This window comes from Ketobacter alkanivorans (assembly GCF_002863865.1).
Lineage (GTDB): Bacteria > Pseudomonadota > Gammaproteobacteria > Pseudomonadales > Ketobacteraceae > Ketobacter > Ketobacter alkanivorans.
The window spans coordinates 358752-375635 of record NZ_CP022684.1 but is presented as its reverse complement, the minus strand read 5'-3'; the positions used below and the strand labels follow the sequence as shown (position 1 = coordinate 375635).

20 protein-coding genes are annotated in these 16884 nt (G+C 49.8%); 12 read left to right on the top strand and 8 right to left on the bottom strand.

Features of this window, described 5'->3' with window-relative positions; all coding sequences use genetic code 11:
* Positions 1–10: 10 nt before the first annotated feature.
* The 6 genes from Kalk_RS01720 to Kalk_RS01695 all read left to right on the top strand — a co-directional run bounded on the left by Kalk_RS01720 (position 11) and on the right by Kalk_RS01695 (position 2628).
* Positions 11–565, top strand: a complete 555-nt coding sequence (locus Kalk_RS01720) for a 1,2-dihydroxy-3-keto-5-methylthiopentene dioxygenase (protein ID WP_101892564.1) — start codon at positions 11–13, stop codon at positions 563–565.
* Positions 562–1266: an acireductone synthase gene (gene mtnC / locus Kalk_RS01715; RefSeq protein ID WP_101892563.1), complete on the top strand. Its 705-nt coding sequence runs from the start codon at positions 562–564 to the stop codon at positions 1264–1266. Before Kalk_RS01720 ends, mtnC begins: the two co-directional genes overlap by 4 nt.
* Before the next feature lie 3 nt (positions 1267–1269).
* A complete protein-coding gene (locus Kalk_RS01710) occupies positions 1270–1692 on the top strand; it encodes a gamma-glutamylcyclotransferase family protein (protein ID WP_101892562.1) in 423 nt (140 codons plus the stop codon).
* A gap of 100 nt (positions 1693–1792) precedes the next feature.
* Positions 1793–1960 carry a type II toxin-antitoxin system ParD family antitoxin gene (locus Kalk_RS01705; protein ID WP_101892561.1) on the top strand — a complete coding sequence of 56 codons (168 nt, stop codon included), beginning with the start codon at positions 1793–1795 and terminating at the stop codon, positions 1958–1960.
* A 105-nt stretch (positions 1961–2065) separates the two neighbouring features.
* The gene (locus Kalk_RS01700) at positions 2066–2311 is read left to right on the top strand and encodes a type II toxin-antitoxin system CcdA family antitoxin (RefSeq protein WP_101896169.1); all 246 of its coding nucleotides are present in this window, start codon (positions 2066–2068) and stop codon (positions 2309–2311) included.
* Positions 2311–2628 carry a CcdB family protein gene (locus Kalk_RS01695; RefSeq protein ID WP_101892560.1) on the top strand — a complete coding sequence of 106 codons (318 nt, stop codon included), beginning with the start codon at positions 2311–2313 and terminating at the stop codon, positions 2626–2628. The genes Kalk_RS01700 and Kalk_RS01695 overlap by 1 nt, the downstream gene beginning before the upstream one ends.
* Before the next feature lie 118 nt (positions 2629–2746).
* Here the strand turns inward: Kalk_RS01695 and Kalk_RS01690 are convergent, their stop codons facing one another.
* The 8 genes from Kalk_RS01690 to Kalk_RS01655 form a co-directional block, all read right to left on the bottom strand.
* Positions 2747–3175, bottom strand: coding sequence for a hypothetical protein (locus Kalk_RS01690; RefSeq protein WP_101892559.1), 429 nt, complete (start codon positions 3173–3175; stop codon positions 2747–2749).
* Between the two features lie 11 nt (positions 3176–3186).
* Positions 3187–3552, bottom strand: coding sequence for a hypothetical protein (locus tag Kalk_RS01685; RefSeq protein WP_101892558.1), 366 nt, complete (start codon positions 3550–3552; stop codon positions 3187–3189).
* Positions 3553–3749: 197 nt separating this feature from the next.
* Complete coding sequence (locus Kalk_RS01680) at positions 3750–4226, bottom strand: hypothetical protein (protein WP_101892557.1); 477 nt, start codon at positions 4224–4226, stop codon at positions 3750–3752.
* Complete coding sequence (locus Kalk_RS01675) at positions 4204–4851, bottom strand: HEPN domain-containing protein (RefSeq protein ID WP_101892556.1); 648 nt, start codon at positions 4849–4851, stop codon at positions 4204–4206. Before Kalk_RS01675 ends, Kalk_RS01680 begins: the two co-directional genes overlap by 23 nt.
* 45 nt (positions 4852–4896) lie before the next feature.
* Entirely contained in the window at positions 4897–5763 is an 867-nt protein-coding gene (locus tag Kalk_RS01670; protein WP_101892555.1) for an IS3 family transposase, read from the bottom strand.
* On the bottom strand, positions 5760–6068 hold the full coding sequence (locus tag Kalk_RS01665) for a transposase (protein ID WP_199767990.1): 309 nt from the start codon (positions 6066–6068) through the stop codon (positions 5760–5762). Before Kalk_RS01665 ends, Kalk_RS01670 begins: the two co-directional genes overlap by 4 nt.
* Before the next feature lie 176 nt (positions 6069–6244).
* Positions 6245–6835, bottom strand: a complete 591-nt coding sequence (locus tag Kalk_RS01660) for a hypothetical protein (protein WP_101892554.1) — start codon at positions 6833–6835, stop codon at positions 6245–6247.
* Positions 6836–7246: 411 nt separating this feature from the next.
* On the bottom strand, positions 7247–8107 hold the full coding sequence (locus Kalk_RS01655; protein WP_101892553.1) for a LysR family transcriptional regulator: 861 nt from the start codon (positions 8105–8107) through the stop codon (positions 7247–7249).
* 148 nt (positions 8108–8255) lie between these two features.
* On the opposite strand from Kalk_RS01655, the gene leuC reads away from it, so the two are divergent.
* The 6 genes from leuC (at position 8256) to truA (ending at position 16862) form a co-directional block, all read left to right on the top strand.
* A complete protein-coding gene (gene leuC, locus Kalk_RS01650; protein ID WP_101892552.1) occupies positions 8256–9665 on the top strand; it encodes a 3-isopropylmalate dehydratase large subunit in 1410 nt (469 codons plus the stop codon).
* An 18-nt stretch (positions 9666–9683) separates the two neighbouring features.
* Complete coding sequence (gene leuD, locus Kalk_RS01645) at positions 9684–10331, top strand: 3-isopropylmalate dehydratase small subunit (RefSeq protein ID WP_101892551.1); 648 nt, start codon at positions 9684–9686, stop codon at positions 10329–10331.
* Between the two features lie 39 nt (positions 10332–10370).
* Complete coding sequence (gene leuB, locus Kalk_RS01640) at positions 10371–11456, top strand: 3-isopropylmalate dehydrogenase (RefSeq protein ID WP_101892550.1); 1086 nt, start codon at positions 10371–10373, stop codon at positions 11454–11456.
* 18 nt (positions 11457–11474) lie between these two features.
* Positions 11475–12497, top strand: coding sequence for an aspartate-semialdehyde dehydrogenase (locus Kalk_RS01635; RefSeq protein ID WP_101892549.1), 1023 nt, complete (start codon positions 11475–11477; stop codon positions 12495–12497).
* A gap of 344 nt (positions 12498–12841) precedes the next feature.
* Positions 12842–15979 (top strand): FimV/HubP family polar landmark protein, encoded by a 3138-nt coding sequence (locus tag Kalk_RS01630; RefSeq protein WP_101892548.1) that lies wholly within the window; start codon positions 12842–12844, stop codon positions 15977–15979.
* A gap of 91 nt (positions 15980–16070) precedes the next feature.
* On the top strand, positions 16071–16862 hold the full coding sequence (truA, locus tag Kalk_RS01625) for a tRNA pseudouridine(38-40) synthase TruA (RefSeq protein WP_101892547.1): 792 nt from the start codon (positions 16071–16073) through the stop codon (positions 16860–16862).
* Positions 16863–16884: the final 22 nt, after the last annotated feature.

Below are 16884 nucleotides of genomic sequence, written 5' to 3'. Positions count from 1 at the left end.
GGAGAAACCCATGAGCACTCTGTATGTGTATAACGATAAAGACGCAGGGCAAGCGGATCTGACCACCGAAGATCAGAATGAAATAGCCCGAATCCTGGGCCGCAAAGGCATTCAGTTCGAGCAGTGGGAGGCTAACTTCCCTATCACAGCGGATTCCACAGCCGACGATATTCTTAACGCCTATGCCGATTCCATCGAAAAATTACAGCAGGAGGGCGGTTACCAAACGGCTGACGTGATCAACATGACGCCCAATCACCCTGACAAAATCGCCCTGCGCAATAAGTTTCTGAATGAACACACTCACTCCGAAGACGAGGTGCGTTTTTTCGTCAAAGGCGATGGTGTGTTCTATCTGCATTTGGATGATGGAGTATATGCCGTGCGCTGCTGCAAGAACGATCTGATCAGCGTTCCGGCCAATACCCGGCATTGGTTTGACATGGGTGACAGCCCTAATTTTACTGCGGTGCGACTGTTCACCAACCCTGATGGCTGGGTGGCCAATTTTACCGGTGAGAAAATCGCTGATGAGTTTCCCCGTTATGAGGCATTAGCCAAGTGACCGAATCCTCACCCGTTAAAGCCATCGTGACCGATATTGAAGGCACCACCACCAGTATTTCCTTTGTGGCAGACGTGCTGTTTCCATACGCCAAAGCCAGAATCCAGGATTATGTCGTTGATAATGCAGCAGTGCCGACAGTGGCAGCCGAAATCAGCGCCGTTCGGGCAGAAGCAGGGGAGCCAGACGCCAGCGTGGAGCGGGTGGGCGAGATCCTCGTTAATTGGATCGAGCAGGATCTGAAAATCACGCCATTAAAAACCCTGCAAGGTATGATCTGGCGATCCGGTTATGAAGATGGCAGCCTGAAAGGGCACTTATATCCTGAAGTGGCCACCAAGTTGAAGGGCTGGAAGCAGCAAGGCATTCAACTCAGTATTTATTCTTCAGGCTCCGAGGCTGCCCAGAAATTATTGTTTGGCTACAGCGAGGCAGGGGATCTCACCCCACTGTTTGACCACTTCTTTGATACACGGATTGGTGGCAAGCGCGAATCCGCTTCTTACGAGCAGATCAAACAAACCCTTGGCCTGCCCGGACATGAGATTTTGTTCCTGTCGGACGTGGTGGCGGAGTTGGATGCCGCAGCAGAGGCGGGTGTGTTAACCCTGGCACTGGATCGAGAGTGCATTGGTGAAGGCTTTGGTGCTCATCCACACGTTACTGATTTTAATCAGATCGATCTTGCTGCCCTGCGTTAAAGCATGATGCTGCACAATCTGTTTGCCTATGGCACCTTACAGCTTCCTGAAATCACAGAACGGGTAATGGGTAGAGCGCTGCAGGGTGAGCCTGCAACCTTGACTGGTTATCGGGTGGGCTTGGTAGCGCGGGCCAACTTTCCAGGAATCGTACCTGAGGCCACCGCCTCTGTACCGGGTATGCTGATCTCCGGCATTACTCAGCAGGAACTGGTGAAACTCGATCAATACGAGGGCGAGCTTTATCGCCGAGTCAGGGTGCAGGTTTTATTGGATCAAATGAGTTGTGGTGCGCAGCCAGTTGCAACGAAATGCTGGGCGTATCTTATTGCCTACTGGGCGCAGGATAGAGTTACCGCCAAACCCTGGACGTTGGACTGGTATCGCCAGCAAGGTATCAAGGGGCGCCTTACCTACCGCAACTAAAGTTTGCGAGCGACCCGCTTATGTTGAGCCCCGTAGAGCTATCCATTTGTTAAACCCAGCCTTGTTTATTGGTATTCGCTAAAATCATTGGTACATCCCTATGGCACGAAATACTAGCGTCAACCTTGGCAACCACTTTGATGACTTTATAAAACAACAGCTTAGCTGCGGACGATATGGCTCTGCAAGCGAGGTGATCCGTGCCGGCCTGCGCTTGCTGGAGGAGCATGAGGCCAAATTGAACGCCCTTCGCGCCAAGCTAAGCTAACCGAAGGCGCGTAGTTGGATTCGAGTACAGCAAATTGTTATATGCCTTGCGGCACAGCCTGTATGCACATATTATATGCGCATAAACCACGCACAAGGCCCGACTATGAACCCTGTTTTTGATACCCAAGCCCCCAAAAAGCCAACAAACGTCAGTATAAACAGTGACTTACTCGCTAAAGCCAAGGACTTGAAGATCAATTTATCATCAACGTTCGAGGCGGCCCTAGTTGAATTAGTGAACGCCAAGCAAAGAGAACTTTGGCGGAACCAAAACAAGAATGCCATCGAAGCATACAATCAGCTAGTTGAAGAACATGGCACTTTCAGCGATGAACTGAGGAGCTTTTAATGGCTCAGTTTGTCGCTTACGAGAACCCAAATAAAACAACTAAGAAAACCTACCCCTATCTTTTGGACATTCAGTCCAACCTATTAGACGACCTGAGGACCACAGTCGTTATTCCACTATGTCCAGCTAACTTCGCAGGTAAAGCTGCCATTACCAAGCTTTGTCCCGTGCTCGAAATTGATGGAAAAAATTTCGTTGCGCTAACCCAGCAGATTGCGGGTATTGATCGAAAATCACTTGGCAAAAAAGCTTTCGATCTTTCTCAGTATCGATCAGAAATTATCGCCGCGATGGACTTTATTATCTCTGGCATCTAACGCCTCAAACACCGGGCCAGCGGAGTGGAGCGAGTTTTGTGGTATAAAGGAGCGTAGCGACACCACAAATAATTGCGCAACGTAGCTGGCTCCGCGTGCCTTGGATTGTTATTGCCTGCTACTTTAGCGAGCTGACAACTGATGAATAATCTGATTTTCGCACGCTGATTTCGGACCACGAAGATGGTTCTTTTTCTGATGCTATGAAAATAGTGCTGAAGTTATCCGTATGAACGACAAAACCAAAGCAGTCATCTTTAACATTTAGTGGCTCTGGTTTATTCGTCCCTTTTTCTGCTTCTTTGAATCCATTTCTCAGGGCTTGAATAGATGTGAGTGACCCATCTGTATTCTGAACCCTTTTGATACTGCCCAAGAGTTCATTTTTCTTATAAACTAGAACTTCATTGTCTGCAAAGTCTAGAGTGTCGAACGATGACCCAAGTTCAATGTCTACGCCAAGAACCGGTTTAAAGCTAATGGGCTCATGCGTAGAACAGCCACACAACAATGAGATAGCAAAAATAGTAAATAGATTTCGAATCATTTTTTTAAACCTTAGTATTTAAGCGACATTACAACTTCCGTTCTTAGTTGTGCTGCTCGAAAATTCTTGCATGCAACCGTGACCTTCGCGCTACCATTTATGAATGGCTTTCCAGCGTTTCTGATTAAACGAAGCGCCCACTTTTTTAGGTTTTTGGTCGGCATTAAGATGTCGCTAGGGTTTGGGACGGCGTCCGTCCACTGACTACAATCTACCGTTTCGGCCAAAAGATACGCAATTTGCTTGACCGTGTCGTCGCTTATTGTGCTTGATGTGAAACGAGCAGCTATGCTTGGCCCATAGAATGCGTCTACAATGGCTTTGATCATTTCGACGTCTTCAGCCGATATTCCTTCATATTCTGATACTTCACTCACTTTCGTGATCTCCTTGTAAATTGAAATCCAATCTTACTTCAATTATTCCATTTGTATAGTGTGGGTAAATTGCACACCCGCATATAACGCCTGCATCACAGGAGACAATTGGTGGCGTGTAGTTGGCTTCCTGTGATGCACGGTCACATAACGCTTTGTCCCTTGCAGCAATTTGTTAGACATATTTGCATTAATCCCTAATGTTTCTGGAGCGTTTTTTGAGGCTGCTTTTTAGCTTCGGCGAGTCGTTTCTCTCGATTTCTATCTTCAAGTTTTTGCTCTAAAATCATTTCGATTGACATCTTAATGACATCAAACACTCTGCTACATTCATCTTCTGTCAGCTCGTGCACGCCCTTACTTAATAGAGAATAAAGCTTAGGATGTTCAACGATAAAACTAGGCAGATACTCCCTTATTGCGCTGATTTTTTCATTCATTCTAAGTGGAGTAAATTCATCTTCGGATATTACTCCATCCGAAATCGCATGATCTGCTGCCTGCTTGATAAGCTTTTCGAAAACACGCCTAAGATAAACAAATCCGCCTATTGCTGTGTCGTGGGACCCTAATAGAACACCTTTGGTTAACTCACTTAAAGAATCTTTCCTCGCTTGATTTCGTTGTTGCTGGGTCCCTTGCTGCAACTTGTTAACTTTTGCCTGCTTTCTCATTGTTTTGATCTAAACTATTTACTTCGCTTCTCGACCATGTATAGATTTGTTCGGAAAAATCCAAGAACTGCGAAACTTCTTTGGGGTTATATCCCCCAACCAAGTAGTGCTCTCCATCTGAGAGCTGGACTGTTAGCGAATTATCTGAATTTTTTATCGCAAAAGGATACTTGCCGCTCCATATTGAATATCTAGTTAGAAAAGCCAATATAAATTCGGAATTTATGTCCATGACAAATTTAGCCCTATGTGCCAAATCCACTAAATCATGCCCTAATATCGTATTTGGAACCCTTTCATTTACCAAGACATGACTTTTTATCGAATCTCTATTTAGTGCTGAGATTACTGCTTTAAGTGAATTCTCGATACTAATAGCACAATGAAAGAAAAAGACGCTTGTAACCATCGGCGGAAACACTGCAGACCCACCATTAGACATTAGCTCATCAATCTTCTTTTGCTGTTCGCTAATAACCGGAAGAATAAGCTGGGCTGTGTATAGGTGGGCTCCTGCACTTCCCAGCCATTGCTGCCAAGTAACTGCCAATATCGAAAAATGGGTGTTATCTGACACCCAACCTTTGCCACCATGATGTCGGTATTTATCAGCTTGAATGCTCATAACTATCTTTTAAGTGGTGTTCCCCACAAAAAGTAGACACCCTAACTATGCAGCCATCGCTGCTTGCTCTTCGAATGCGACAGGGTTCATACCATCATTCGCAGAATGTCTTCTCTTGCGGTTATAAAAGATTTCAATATAGGCAAATATGCCCGATCTAGCTTCCTCAATCGTCCGGTAATTCTTAGGATATATCAACTCAACCTTAAGCCGACTGAAGAAAGATTCCATTGGTGCGTTGTCCCAGCAATTACCCTTGCGACTCATGCTGATTCGGATCTCGTTAGCCGTCAGGTAGTCAATATATGCCTGTGAACGATACTGTGTCCCTCGATCTGAATGAACTATCAAGCCTGGTGCGGTGGTTCGCTGGCTCAATGCCATCCCCATTGCCTTGGAAATCAAGGCCTCCTTCATCGAGGTATCCAGGCTCCAGCCCACGATTCGACGCGAGAACAGATCCATTACCGTCGCCAAATACAACCACCGGTCTTTAACCCAAATATAGGTGATATCAGTCGTCCATTTCTCGTTAGGCCGGCTGGCAGCAAAATTACGCCACAACAGGTTATCCGAGACATTATGCATGGTCAGACTATGGTGGGAATAGTTGAACCCTTTGCCGTTTAAGGCCTTTATTCCGTGATCAGACATGATCTTAGCTACATAGTTGACTGAGCAAGGGTGACCCAGATCTGTCAGCTCCTTGGCCAATCGAGGCGCTCCATACATGGCTTCAAAGGTCTCATAGGTATCTTTGATTAGGCCCTCCATCTCCGTGCGTCTCGCTTCTCTGGTACTAATGGGACGTTCAAGCCAACGATAGTAACCAGACCGTGATACACCCAAAACACGACACATCAACGTAATTGAATATAGGCCAATATGCTCATAAATGAGCGCGTACTTCACTCTTGGTGGTTCGCAAAGTACGCAGCTGCCTTTTTTAAGAATTCAAGCTCCTCTTTGAGCTTCTTGTTCTCCCTACGCAGTTTCCGCGTTTCTTCGCTCTCCTGCTTGGAGTAATCAACCCCTTCTACGGAGTTGAATTGCTTATCAGAAAGCCTAGTAAACTGACGACGCCAATTATAGATTTGCTGGGCGCTCACACCCAGTTCTTTCGCAACTTGGGCTGTGGTTACGCCTTCTTTCTGTGCTCTGTTTACAGCCTCTCGGCGGAATTCTTCGGTATATGCTTGGGTCTTCTTACGTGCCATCTCGGACACCTCCATAGGGGTATTTTCTAACTATAAAGGATGTCTACTAATTGTGGGTAACACGGTTGTATAACGCCTTGCTTACCGGCCCAACGTAGCAGAGTAAGCTTGTGGCAGAGTTTGCGCAGCAAATCACAAGCTTGCGGCGCGTAGTTGGGTCCGAGTACAGCAAATTGTTAGGTGATGAAGCTGACTTTGACCCAATCACCTTGATGTAATGTGTGTTCAAATAGCTTTTTACCTGCCTCTTGATGCCTGATTCTTGAAAGCTCATTTGAGGTCAAAGTGACCCTAATTTTATCGGGCTTAAAATTCTGCCACATTGCCAGGCAATGATAAGACCAATCAGATTCGCTAGTCTCAAAAATACTGACATCCCCGCGCGATGTTTCAGTTTTGTACTTAAAATTCACGCGAGCTCTTGGAAGCCCCTCTAGATATTCAAACGTTTGCTCCATTGTTTCCGTATTTTGGTCGCCGGAATCATCTTTTGTATATATCTCTTCGATTGTTTTACCTTTCGATTCTAACGTCACAGCATCTACGAATCGAATTTCTATCGTATCAGTGCAAGCAACATCTACGTCATTTACCCACAGCAAATGACAATCTTTGTCGCCACAACCATAAACTCCGCCAAAGAAATCCAAGGTAGAAAATTCTTCTCCACTCACATCGCCATGCAAGTTAACTGTCATGATATTGAATGCATCAGTGTTAACCGCTGCCAACTCAACTCCATTTTTTAGAACAACAATAGCTGGCATGATCTAATTTTCACCTAACAACTTAGTGATCCGAACCTTTAGTGATATCCAAGCCTCATTCCCCTAAGTCTTTGTTTTAAATAACGTATTGATTAGAATAGGTTATAAATTCATCTGGCAAAAGCCGAAGGTTTCGAGATATCCAGGCCTGCAAATGCAGGAACCTTCGAGATATCCAAGGAGCAAATCACGATACCTTCGGTATATCCCGGAAGCAAATACCGAAAGTTCCGGTATATCAAAATTAATGGTCTTGCTTTGTGCAGCCCTTGTCTACTGTTTATACGTACATCGAATGGGCGCTTTTGAGGGCTGATTTCTGCCATACAAATCCCCCTTTTTGAATGGGGTGCAGCGGGCGCGTAAGTTACCTGCTGTTTTGAACCGAACGGAGATGAAAGCGGCCCAATGTCAGTTCAGCAAATCCAGAATCGCTTTGGCCGCGTTAGACAGTGAATGTCCAGGGTGATACACCACACCCAAACTTCGACTCAAGGCAACGCCTTCAACCTGTAACGGTTTGATGTCATCGTCCAGCATGGTTGCCGGTAGCACAGTCCAACCCAGTCCGATGGATGCCATCATTTTGATGGTTTCCAGGTAATTGGTGGAAATGGGCACATCAATTCTTAGGTTGTGCTCCTGAAACATACCCTCAACGATACGGCGGGTGAAGGTGGACATGCTGGGTAGAATGGCCGGGTAATCGGCCAGCGCTTGCAACGGGATCTGCTTTTTCTTTGCTAATGGGTGATCGTTACCCACCATAAAGGCCAGCGGGTCTTCCCACACGGGGATGTTGCGCAGGCTGCCGTTATCATCGGGGGGCAGGGTAACGATACCCAGTTCCAGTTTGCCTTGCATCACCAAATCAAACGCCATCTCGGAGTCGATAAACTGGATGTCCAGCGTGACTTGAGGATACTGCCGTGAGAACGATTTCAATACCGGAGGCAGCCGATGCAGGCCAATGTGATGGGAGGTACCAATTTTGAGGGTGCCACTGACCTCTCCGCTGAGGTTGGACATGGCCCTGCGCATGTCCTCCATTTCCTGCAGGATGCGATTGGCGCGCGGCATTAGATCCCGGCCTGCCTCTGTCAGGATCGTTTGGCGACCGATACGGTCAAACAGTTGGCAGTTCAGGTTGGATTCCAGCAGGCTGATGCGCTTGCTGATAGCGGGCTGTGTCAGGTGCAACTGTAGGGCAGCCTGAGAGAACGACCCCGCTTCGGCCACCGCCACAAAGGCTTTCAGCTCGGCAATCTCCATTCCTGTCCCCCAAATTAAAGCTTTAAGTATATGTATAACTAATGGTAATCCATTGAATAAAAAATATGAATTTGTTTTATGTGATGTCGAGGCTTAGGATTACCAGAATCAGATATATCAGTTTAATGAACACCAGAGAGGACACACCATGGCAGGCAAAACCTTATATGACAAATTGTGGGATGCCCACGTTGTCAAACAGCGGGAGGACGGCACGGCGTTAATCTACATTGATCGTCAGCTGTTACACGAAGTGACATCGCCCCAGGCGTTTGAGGGTTTGCGCCTGGCTGGCCGTAAGCCGTGGCGTCTGGATGCAAACATCGCCACGCCGGATCACAATGTGCCAACGACTGATCGCAGCGGCCCTATAGCCGATGAAGTGTCTCGCATTCAGGTGCAAACCCTGGACGATAACTGCGACGAGTTTGGCATCGTTGAGTTCAAAATGCATGATGCTCGCCAGGGTATCGTGCATGTGGTGGGGCCGGAGCAGGGCGCTACTCTGCCGGGTATGACCATTGTATGTGGTGATTCTCATACTGCTACCCACGGTGCTTTCGGTGCGCTGGCCCATGGTATCGGCACTTCAGAAGTCGAACACGTTCTGGCCACTCAGTGCTTGATTCAGAAGAAGATGAAGAGTCTGCAGATCAAGGTGAATGGCGTATTGGGCGCTGGCGTTACGGCTAAAGATGTGGTGCTCGCCATCATTGCCAAAATCGGCACTGCCGGTGGAACAGGCTACGCCATCGAGTTCGCTGGATCGGTGATCGAAGGCTTGTCCATGGAAGGCCGTATGACCGTTTGCAATATGGCCATCGAAGCCGGTGCCCGAGCCGGTATGGTTGCGGTGGACAATAAAACCATCGAATACTTCAAAGGTCGTACCTACGCGCCCAAGGGCGAGCAGTGGGATCGTGCTGTGGAGTATTGGAACACCTTGCACAGCGATGCCGATGCTGAGTTCGATGCAGTAGTTGAGCTGGATGGTGGCGCTATCAAACCTCAGGTTAGCTGGGGCACTTCACCTGAAATGGTGGTAGCGATAGATGAGCAGCTGCCCGATCCAGATGCCGAGTCTGATCCAGTAAAAGCAGAAGGTATGCGCCGTGCCTATCACTACATGGGCCTAAAGCCCGGCATTACCATGGCGGACGTGGTGCCGGATCGGGTGTTTATCGGGTCCTGCACCAATTCCCGGATCGAAGATTTGCGGGCGGCGGCGGAAGTGGCCAAGGGCCGCAAAGTCTCGGCGAAGGTCAAGCAGGCCATGGTGGTGCCCGGCTCTGGTTTGGTTAAACAGCAGGCCGAAGATGAAGGCTTGGATAAAATTTTTGTAGAGGCCGGTTTCGAATGGCGTGAACCAGGATGCTCCATGTGCCTGGCCATGAATGCCGACCGGTTGGGTGATGGCGAGCACTGCGCCTCCACCTCCAACCGAAACTTCGAAGGGCGTCAGGGTTATGGGGGGCGCACCCATCTGGTTAGCCCTGCCATGGCAGCAGCAGCGGCAATCGCCGGTCATTTTGTCGATGTGCGCGAACTGAGCAACTAAGCCAAAGGAGATTCTAACGTGGAAAAATATACCCAGTTTGAGGGAATCGTGGCTCCATTGGATCGTGCCAACGTAGACACGGATCTGATCATTCCCAAACAGTTTTTGAAGTCCATCAAGCGTACCGGGTTTGGCCCGAACTTGTTCGATGAGTTGCGCTACCTGGATGAGGGTCAGCCGGGGCAGGATTGTACCAACCGCCCGATTAACCCTGATTTTGTGCTCAATCAGCCTCGTTATAAAGGTGCCAGCGTATTGTTGGCTCGTCGCAACTTTGGCTGTGGTTCCAGCCGTGAGCACGCGCCCTGGGCGTTAACGGATTTTGGATTTCGAACCGTTTTAGCCCCTAGCTTTGCGGATATATTCTTCAATAACAGCTTTAAAAATGGATTGTTACCCATTGTTTTAGCTGAAGATATTATTGAGGGTCTGTTCAAGCAGGTAGCTGCCCATGAAGGCTATGCGTTAACGATCGATTTAGCCAATCAGCAAATCCGTAAGCCTGATGGCAGCGTCATCGAATTCGAGGTCGATCCGTTTCGCAAGCATTGCCTGTTAGAGGGGCTTGATGATATTGGCCTGACCTTGCAGGATGCTCAGCTGATTAAAGAATACGAGGCCGCGCGCCGCCAGACAGCCCCTTGGTTGTTCGACGCCATAAAGTAAACAAGTTTTAAGCAATCAACAGATTAATCGGAATTCAAAATGTCCAAGAATGTATTGATCATGGCCGGTGATGGCATCGGCCCGGAAATCATGGAGCAGGCGGAAAACGTTCTCCGTTTCGTTAATGAGCAAGAGAGCCTCGGGCTCGAGTTCGATCACGCGCTGGTGGGCGGTGCCTCAATCGACGCCGCCGGGGTTCCCCTGACTGAGGATGCACTTAAGCTGGCCAAGGCCTCGGATGCCATTTTGTTTGGTGCCATTGGTGGCCCGAAATGGGAATCTCTTGAGATCGCCATCCGCCCCGAAAAGGGCCTGTTGCGTTTGCGCTCCGAGATGGAGTTATTTGGTAATCTGCGCCCGGCAATGCTGTATCCCCAGCTGGCAGAGGCATCAAGCCTCAAGCCTGAGTTGGTGTCCGGGCTGGATATCCTTATCGTACGGGAGCTGACCGGTGGCATTTATTTCGGCCAGCCTCGTGGCATCCGCACGCTTGAGAACGGCGAGCGTCAGGGTTACAACACCTATGTTTACAGCGAATCTGAGATCATTCGTATAGGCCGGGTTGCGTTTGAAGCTGCCATGAAACGGGGCAAAAAACTCTGCTCAGTGGATAAAGCCAACGTGCTGGAAGTCACCGAGCTGTGGCGCGAGATCATGACTGATCTCAATAAAGAGTATCCCGAAGTTAAGTTGAGTCACATGTATGTGGATAACGCCGCCATGCAGTTGATCCGGGCTCCCAAACAGTTCGATGTGATAGTGACGGGAAACATGTTCGGGGATATTCTCTCTGATGCTGCTGCCATGCTGACCGGTTCAATCGGCATGCTGCCTTCTGCCTCACTGGATAAGAACAACAAGGGCATGTACGAACCCTGTCACGGCTCGGCGCCCGATATAGCGGGGCAGGGCATTGCCAATCCACTGGCCACCATCCTGTCGGCAGCCATGATGCTGCGTTATTCCCTGGGTCATGGTGCCACGGCAGACAGACTCGAAGCGGCAGTAAGCAAGGTTCTGGATCAAGGTTATCGCACAGCGGACATCTACAGCGAGGGCACGCAAAAAGTGAGCACCTCGCAAATGGGCGAAGCCGTATTAAACGTATTGAAATCAAGCAACTGATAGTTGAAGAAGGACATTATGAGTAAAACTTACGATGTAGCAGTAGTGGGTGCAACCGGTGCAGTGGGCGAAACCATGATCCGTGTTCTGGAAGAACGCGATTTCCCGGTGGGTAATCTTTACCCTCTGGCCAGCGAGCGCTCCGAAGGCAAGATCATCCAATTTAAAGGCAAAAACATCCGGGTCCAGAACCTGGCAGAGTTCGATTTCTCAAAGGTTCAGATCGGCCTGTTTTCAGCCGGTGGGTCTATCTCTGAGGAATTCGCCCCGAAAGCAGCGGCGGCAGGTTGTATCGTGATCGATAACACCTCTCATTTCCGCTATGACGATGACATCCCTCTGGTGGTACCCGAGGTGAATCCGCAAGCCATTGCAGAATACAAAACCCGCGGCATCATCGCCAACCCCAACTGTTCCACCATTCAAATGCTGGTGGCACTGAAGCCCATATACGATGCAGTAGGCATCGAGCGCATCAATGTTGCCACCTACCAGGCAGTATCCGGAACCGGCAAAGAGGCCATCGAAGAACTGGCGGTGCAGACCCGCGATCTACTCAATGGTCAGCCCATTAAAGCCGAGGTATACCCTAAGCAGATCGCATTCAACGCACTGCCCCAAATTGATGTGTTTCTTGAGAACGGCTACACCAAAGAAGAAATGAAGATGGTGTGGGAAACCAAGAAGATTTTCGGTGATGACAGCATCCAGGTGAACCCTACTTGCGTACGCGTGCCCGTATTCTACGGCCATTCGGAAGCAGTACACATCGAAACCAAGGAGAAAATCAGCGCAGAACAGGTCACTGAATTGCTGAAAAAAGCGTCTGGTGTAACCGTGCTGGATACCCGCTCACCCGGTGGTTACCCTACAGCTGTGACCGAAGCGGCAGAGAATAACGACACCTTTGTTGGTCGCATCCGCGATGACATATCTCATCCCCGCGGCATTGATATGTGGGTCGTGGCTGATAACGTCAGAAAAGGTGCAGCCACCAATAGCGTGCAAATCGCCGAAGAGTTGATAAAACACTATTTATAATTGATACTTACCTCACTATTGTCAGGCTGGTTCTAGATTAATCGGGTAACTGGGTCACGATTATTCAAGATTTTGCCTGACAACCACAAATTGAAAGCTATCCTTGTTAGGGGGTAGCTTTCAAAAATGAAAGCCTCTCCTAAGCAAGTTAATAAGTTAGTAAATCAGCAGGTTGCTGGATGCGTATTTGTTGCAACGGGTTGTGTGTCAGCTGGTTCGAAGGTTAGTTTGAACGGAAATGCCTAGACTGCCCTCAGGCCATGCCGAGACCTGAAGTAGCAAATTTAAGAAAAATTAAAGGGCGGCTCTGCTGTCCAGTGGTCACATAAGCGAAGGAAAAGATAATGGTTCGTAAACTTGCCGCTGCAATGCTTGGTGTGGGTGTGCTTATCCCTGGGTTGGCCAACGCACTGGGTTTGGGTGAAATCAAGCTCAATTCAGCATTGAGTGAACCTCTGGACGCCGAAATTGAATTGGTACAGGTCAGGGAACTCACCGCTACAGAGATCCTGCCATCCCTGGCCGGATCAGATGATTTCCAGGCTGCCCACGTCGAGCGTTTCCATTTTCTGACTGATCTCAAATTTGAGGTCATCGTCAACGCGCAAGGCAAATCGGTCATCAAGATCCGTTCGCGAAAACCTGTGAAGGAACCCTTCCTTAACTTCCTGGTGGAAGTAAACTGGCCCGCCGGTAGGTTGCTTCGCGAATACACCTTGCTGCTTGACCCTCCTATTTATAGCGCCCAGCCAGCCAGCCCCGTCAAAGCGCCGCAGACTGCCAGCACTGCCCCGAAGCCAGCTGCACCGGTTTCAACCTATGAAGGTGTATCGCAATCTCAACCCAGCTACAGCAGTGGTGGTTATGCAGAGGCTGCCGAAGGCACCCACACCATCAGCGGCAACGATAGCCTGTGGGCCATTGCCAAGAACATGAAGCCATCCGACCGCGTCAGCATCCAGCAGACGATGATGGCCATCCAAAGAATTAATCCAGATGCATTCATTGACGACAACATCAACCTTCTCAAGAAAGGGGCCGTGCTGCGAGCACCTTCTGAAGAGGAAGTGATGGCAATGACCAATCGCGATGCCATCGCACTTGCCGCCGAGCAAAATCGGCGCTGGCGTGAGCGGGTAGCAAGCAAGTCCGGTGCTACCGAAGCTCGTCAGGTTGATCTGAGCGGCCGTAGCGTCTCACGTGAGCAAGATCCTTCCAGTGGCCCTGCAACTGATCGCCTGAAGCTGGTGTCCGGCGGTAGCGACAGCGGTGATTCCGGCCAGGGTGGCAGTGGTCAACAGGGGCAACTGCGTGATCAATTGGTGGTTGCCGAAGAAAACGTAGACAAGTTCAAAATCGAAAATGAAGAACTCAAGCTGCGCATGAACGATCTGGAAGATCAGCTCGATACTTCCGAGAAAGTGCTGACTCTTAAAGACGAGCAGATCGCTGCGTTGCAAGCCAAATTACGTGAGCTGGAAGCGGCACAGCAACAGGCTGCCCAAACCGAATCGAGCATCGGGTCTGAGCCGGTTGAAGATACCACTTCAGAACCAACTGTTGCCGAAGAGCCTGCGGACGAAATCAAAGCTGGCGAGTTAATTGCGCCAGAAGAAACAGCAGAAGAAGTGGACTATAACTTCGCCGAAGAGCCGCAAGACACATCAGCAGAGCCTGTGGCTGAAGAGCCGCAAGATGCCATGTCGCAGGAGCTTGCCGGGGTTCAGGTGGAAGATACTGCACCAGTTGCCTCTACACCTGCCGAGCCTGCGGTAGCGCCGCAGCCAGAACAACCGAAAGACGATATATTGAGCCAGATAATGGCTAACCCAATGTATCTGGCGGCAGGTGGCGGCGCCATTTTGCTGTTGATCGTGCTTGGTTTGGTGGCGGCTCGTCGCAAACAAGCTGATGCGTCCGCCGATGAGGATTTCCCCGAAGAGTTCGAGCTGCCAGAATCCCAGGACAATGACAGCTTAATGGAGCTGGACTCCGTTGATCTGGAAGAAGACGACGCCTTCGAAGAGGCCGTCGAAGCCAGCGCAGTGGAAGAAACGGTTCCCCAAACCACAGACGTTATCGGCGAAGCGGATATTTATATCGCTTATGGCCGTTTCCCTCAGGCCATCGAAATGCTTGAAAAAGCCGCTCAGAATGAGCCTGAGCGTGCCGATATCCGCCTTAAACTCTGTGAAGTTTGTGCAGAGGCGGGCGAGCCCGAAGTATTCATGAATCATTATCGTGTGCTGCAGGATATCGGCACCGACGCCGACATCAGCCGAGCCGATTCAATGCGTGGCAAGCTGGGTGACATAGAAGATTCGTTGGTTGCAGACGAATCACCGGCTTCTGACTTCGACGGTGATGAAACCCTGTTGGCAGAAGGTGCGGCGGAATCCTTTGATTTCGACGAAATCGATGCTGCCAGCGATGAAGAGACATCCTCACTGGAAAGTGAGCTGGATCTGGATTCAGATACTGGTTTGGATTTCGATCTTGCAGATCTGGAAGACACCGGGGCAAGCTTCGGCGCAGACCAAACCGAGGCAGCAGGTGAACCACAAGCAACCAGCGATGTGGCAGGTCTGGATTTTGATTTGAATCTGAATTTGGACGATGAAACCACAGACGAAGGTACTGCTGTCAGCGATGATCAGCCTGAGGCTGCATCCGACCCAGCTGCAATGGATTTCGACCTGGATACGGCGTTCGGGGAAGATGTACCCAGCGAGCCTCTGACCACGCCTGAGCCCACTGACGGCGAAAGCACCCTCGATGAAGGTGCCCTTGATTTCGATGCCGACTTCTCTTTGGATGATGTCAGCAATGTCGAGACTCCAGATACTGATCTGTCACTTGATTTCGAAGCTCTCGATGCTGAATCAGCACCGACCCCAGAAGCCAGCACAGACGAAAGCATGGATTTCGATTTGGACTTCGATGCGTCGACGACAGAGCTGGATGAAACACCCAGTTTGGATTTCTCCGAAGACGAAACCGTTATTCAGCCACCGTCAGACTCCGAGCCTGAGCTTCCACTGGCTGAGGTGCCATCACAGCCTGAGTCGATCCAGCCTGATTTGCAGCCAGAATCATCGTCTGATGACGAACCTGTTCTGGATTCCATGTCTGCCGCGCAGCTGGCTGACGAATTGGATTTTGACCTTGAAGCAGACTTCCCTGAAAGCAAGTCTGAACCGGCCGACCTCAATCTAGACGACGACCTGGATGCAACTGTGATTGCTTCAGGTTTGGGTGCGGCTCCGGCAGCAGGTGCCGCGAATGACAACGATGACTCATCTGAAGAGATGGATTTCCTGTCCGATGCGGATGAAGCCTCCACCAAGCTGGATTTGGCGCGAGCCTACATCGACATGGGTGATCGTGATGGCGCCAAAGACATTTTGGATGAGGTAATGGTGGAAGGTAATGACAACCAGAAGCAAGAGGCCAAGGATCTGTTAACGCGCCTTGAGTCTTGATTCCTTTCTAGCTTATTCGTACCATTCTCGTAAGGGGGCCTTGATGGCCCTCTTTTCGTTTTGTTGCGACTTATCTTTGTAGGGTAAAAGTATGCGGGTGGCTTTGGGGGTTGAGTACGATGGCAGGCATTACTGTGGCTGGCAGCGACAAAAGCATGATCCACAATCCGTCCAGCAGAACCTTGAAGCCGCTTTAAGCAAGGTCGCCAATCACCCGGTTCAAGTTATCTGTGCAGGCCGAACCGATACCGGCGTGCACGGTGTTGGACAGGTAGTGCATTTCGACACGGAATCCCTGCGCAAAGATAAAGGTTGGATTTTCGGCTGCAATACCAATCTTCCGGATAGCATCTCGGTTCGTTGGGCCAAACCGGTGTCGGATCTTTTTCACGCGCGCTTTTCGGCGCTTTCACGCTCATATCGATACGTGATTTATAATCACCCAGTCAGACCCGCTCTGGGTATGCAGCACATGACTTGGAACTTCCGACCTCTTGATGCCGATTTGATGCACCACGCTGCCCAGGTTTTGGTGGGGGAGCACGACTTCAGTTCATTCCAGGCGCAAGGCTGCCAGGCCAAGTCCCCGGTTCGTACAATTCACCACATCAGCCTTTATCGTCGAGGTCATTTGATCGTGATGGATATACAGGCGAATGCTTTCCTGCAGCACATGGTGCGCAATATTGCTGGGGTGCTGATGGCCATAGGCAGCGGCAAAGAGCCGCTCACATGGATCGAGGATGTACTGGGTCATCGCAACAGGAACCTCGGTGGCGTCACCGCACCACCGTACGGGCTGTTTTTTATGCGGGTGGGGTATCCCGAGGAGTTTAACATTCCCGAGCCGGAACCTGATGCCCCGTTTATGCCACTCAGTTAGACGCAAGTGAATTCCTTGCCTT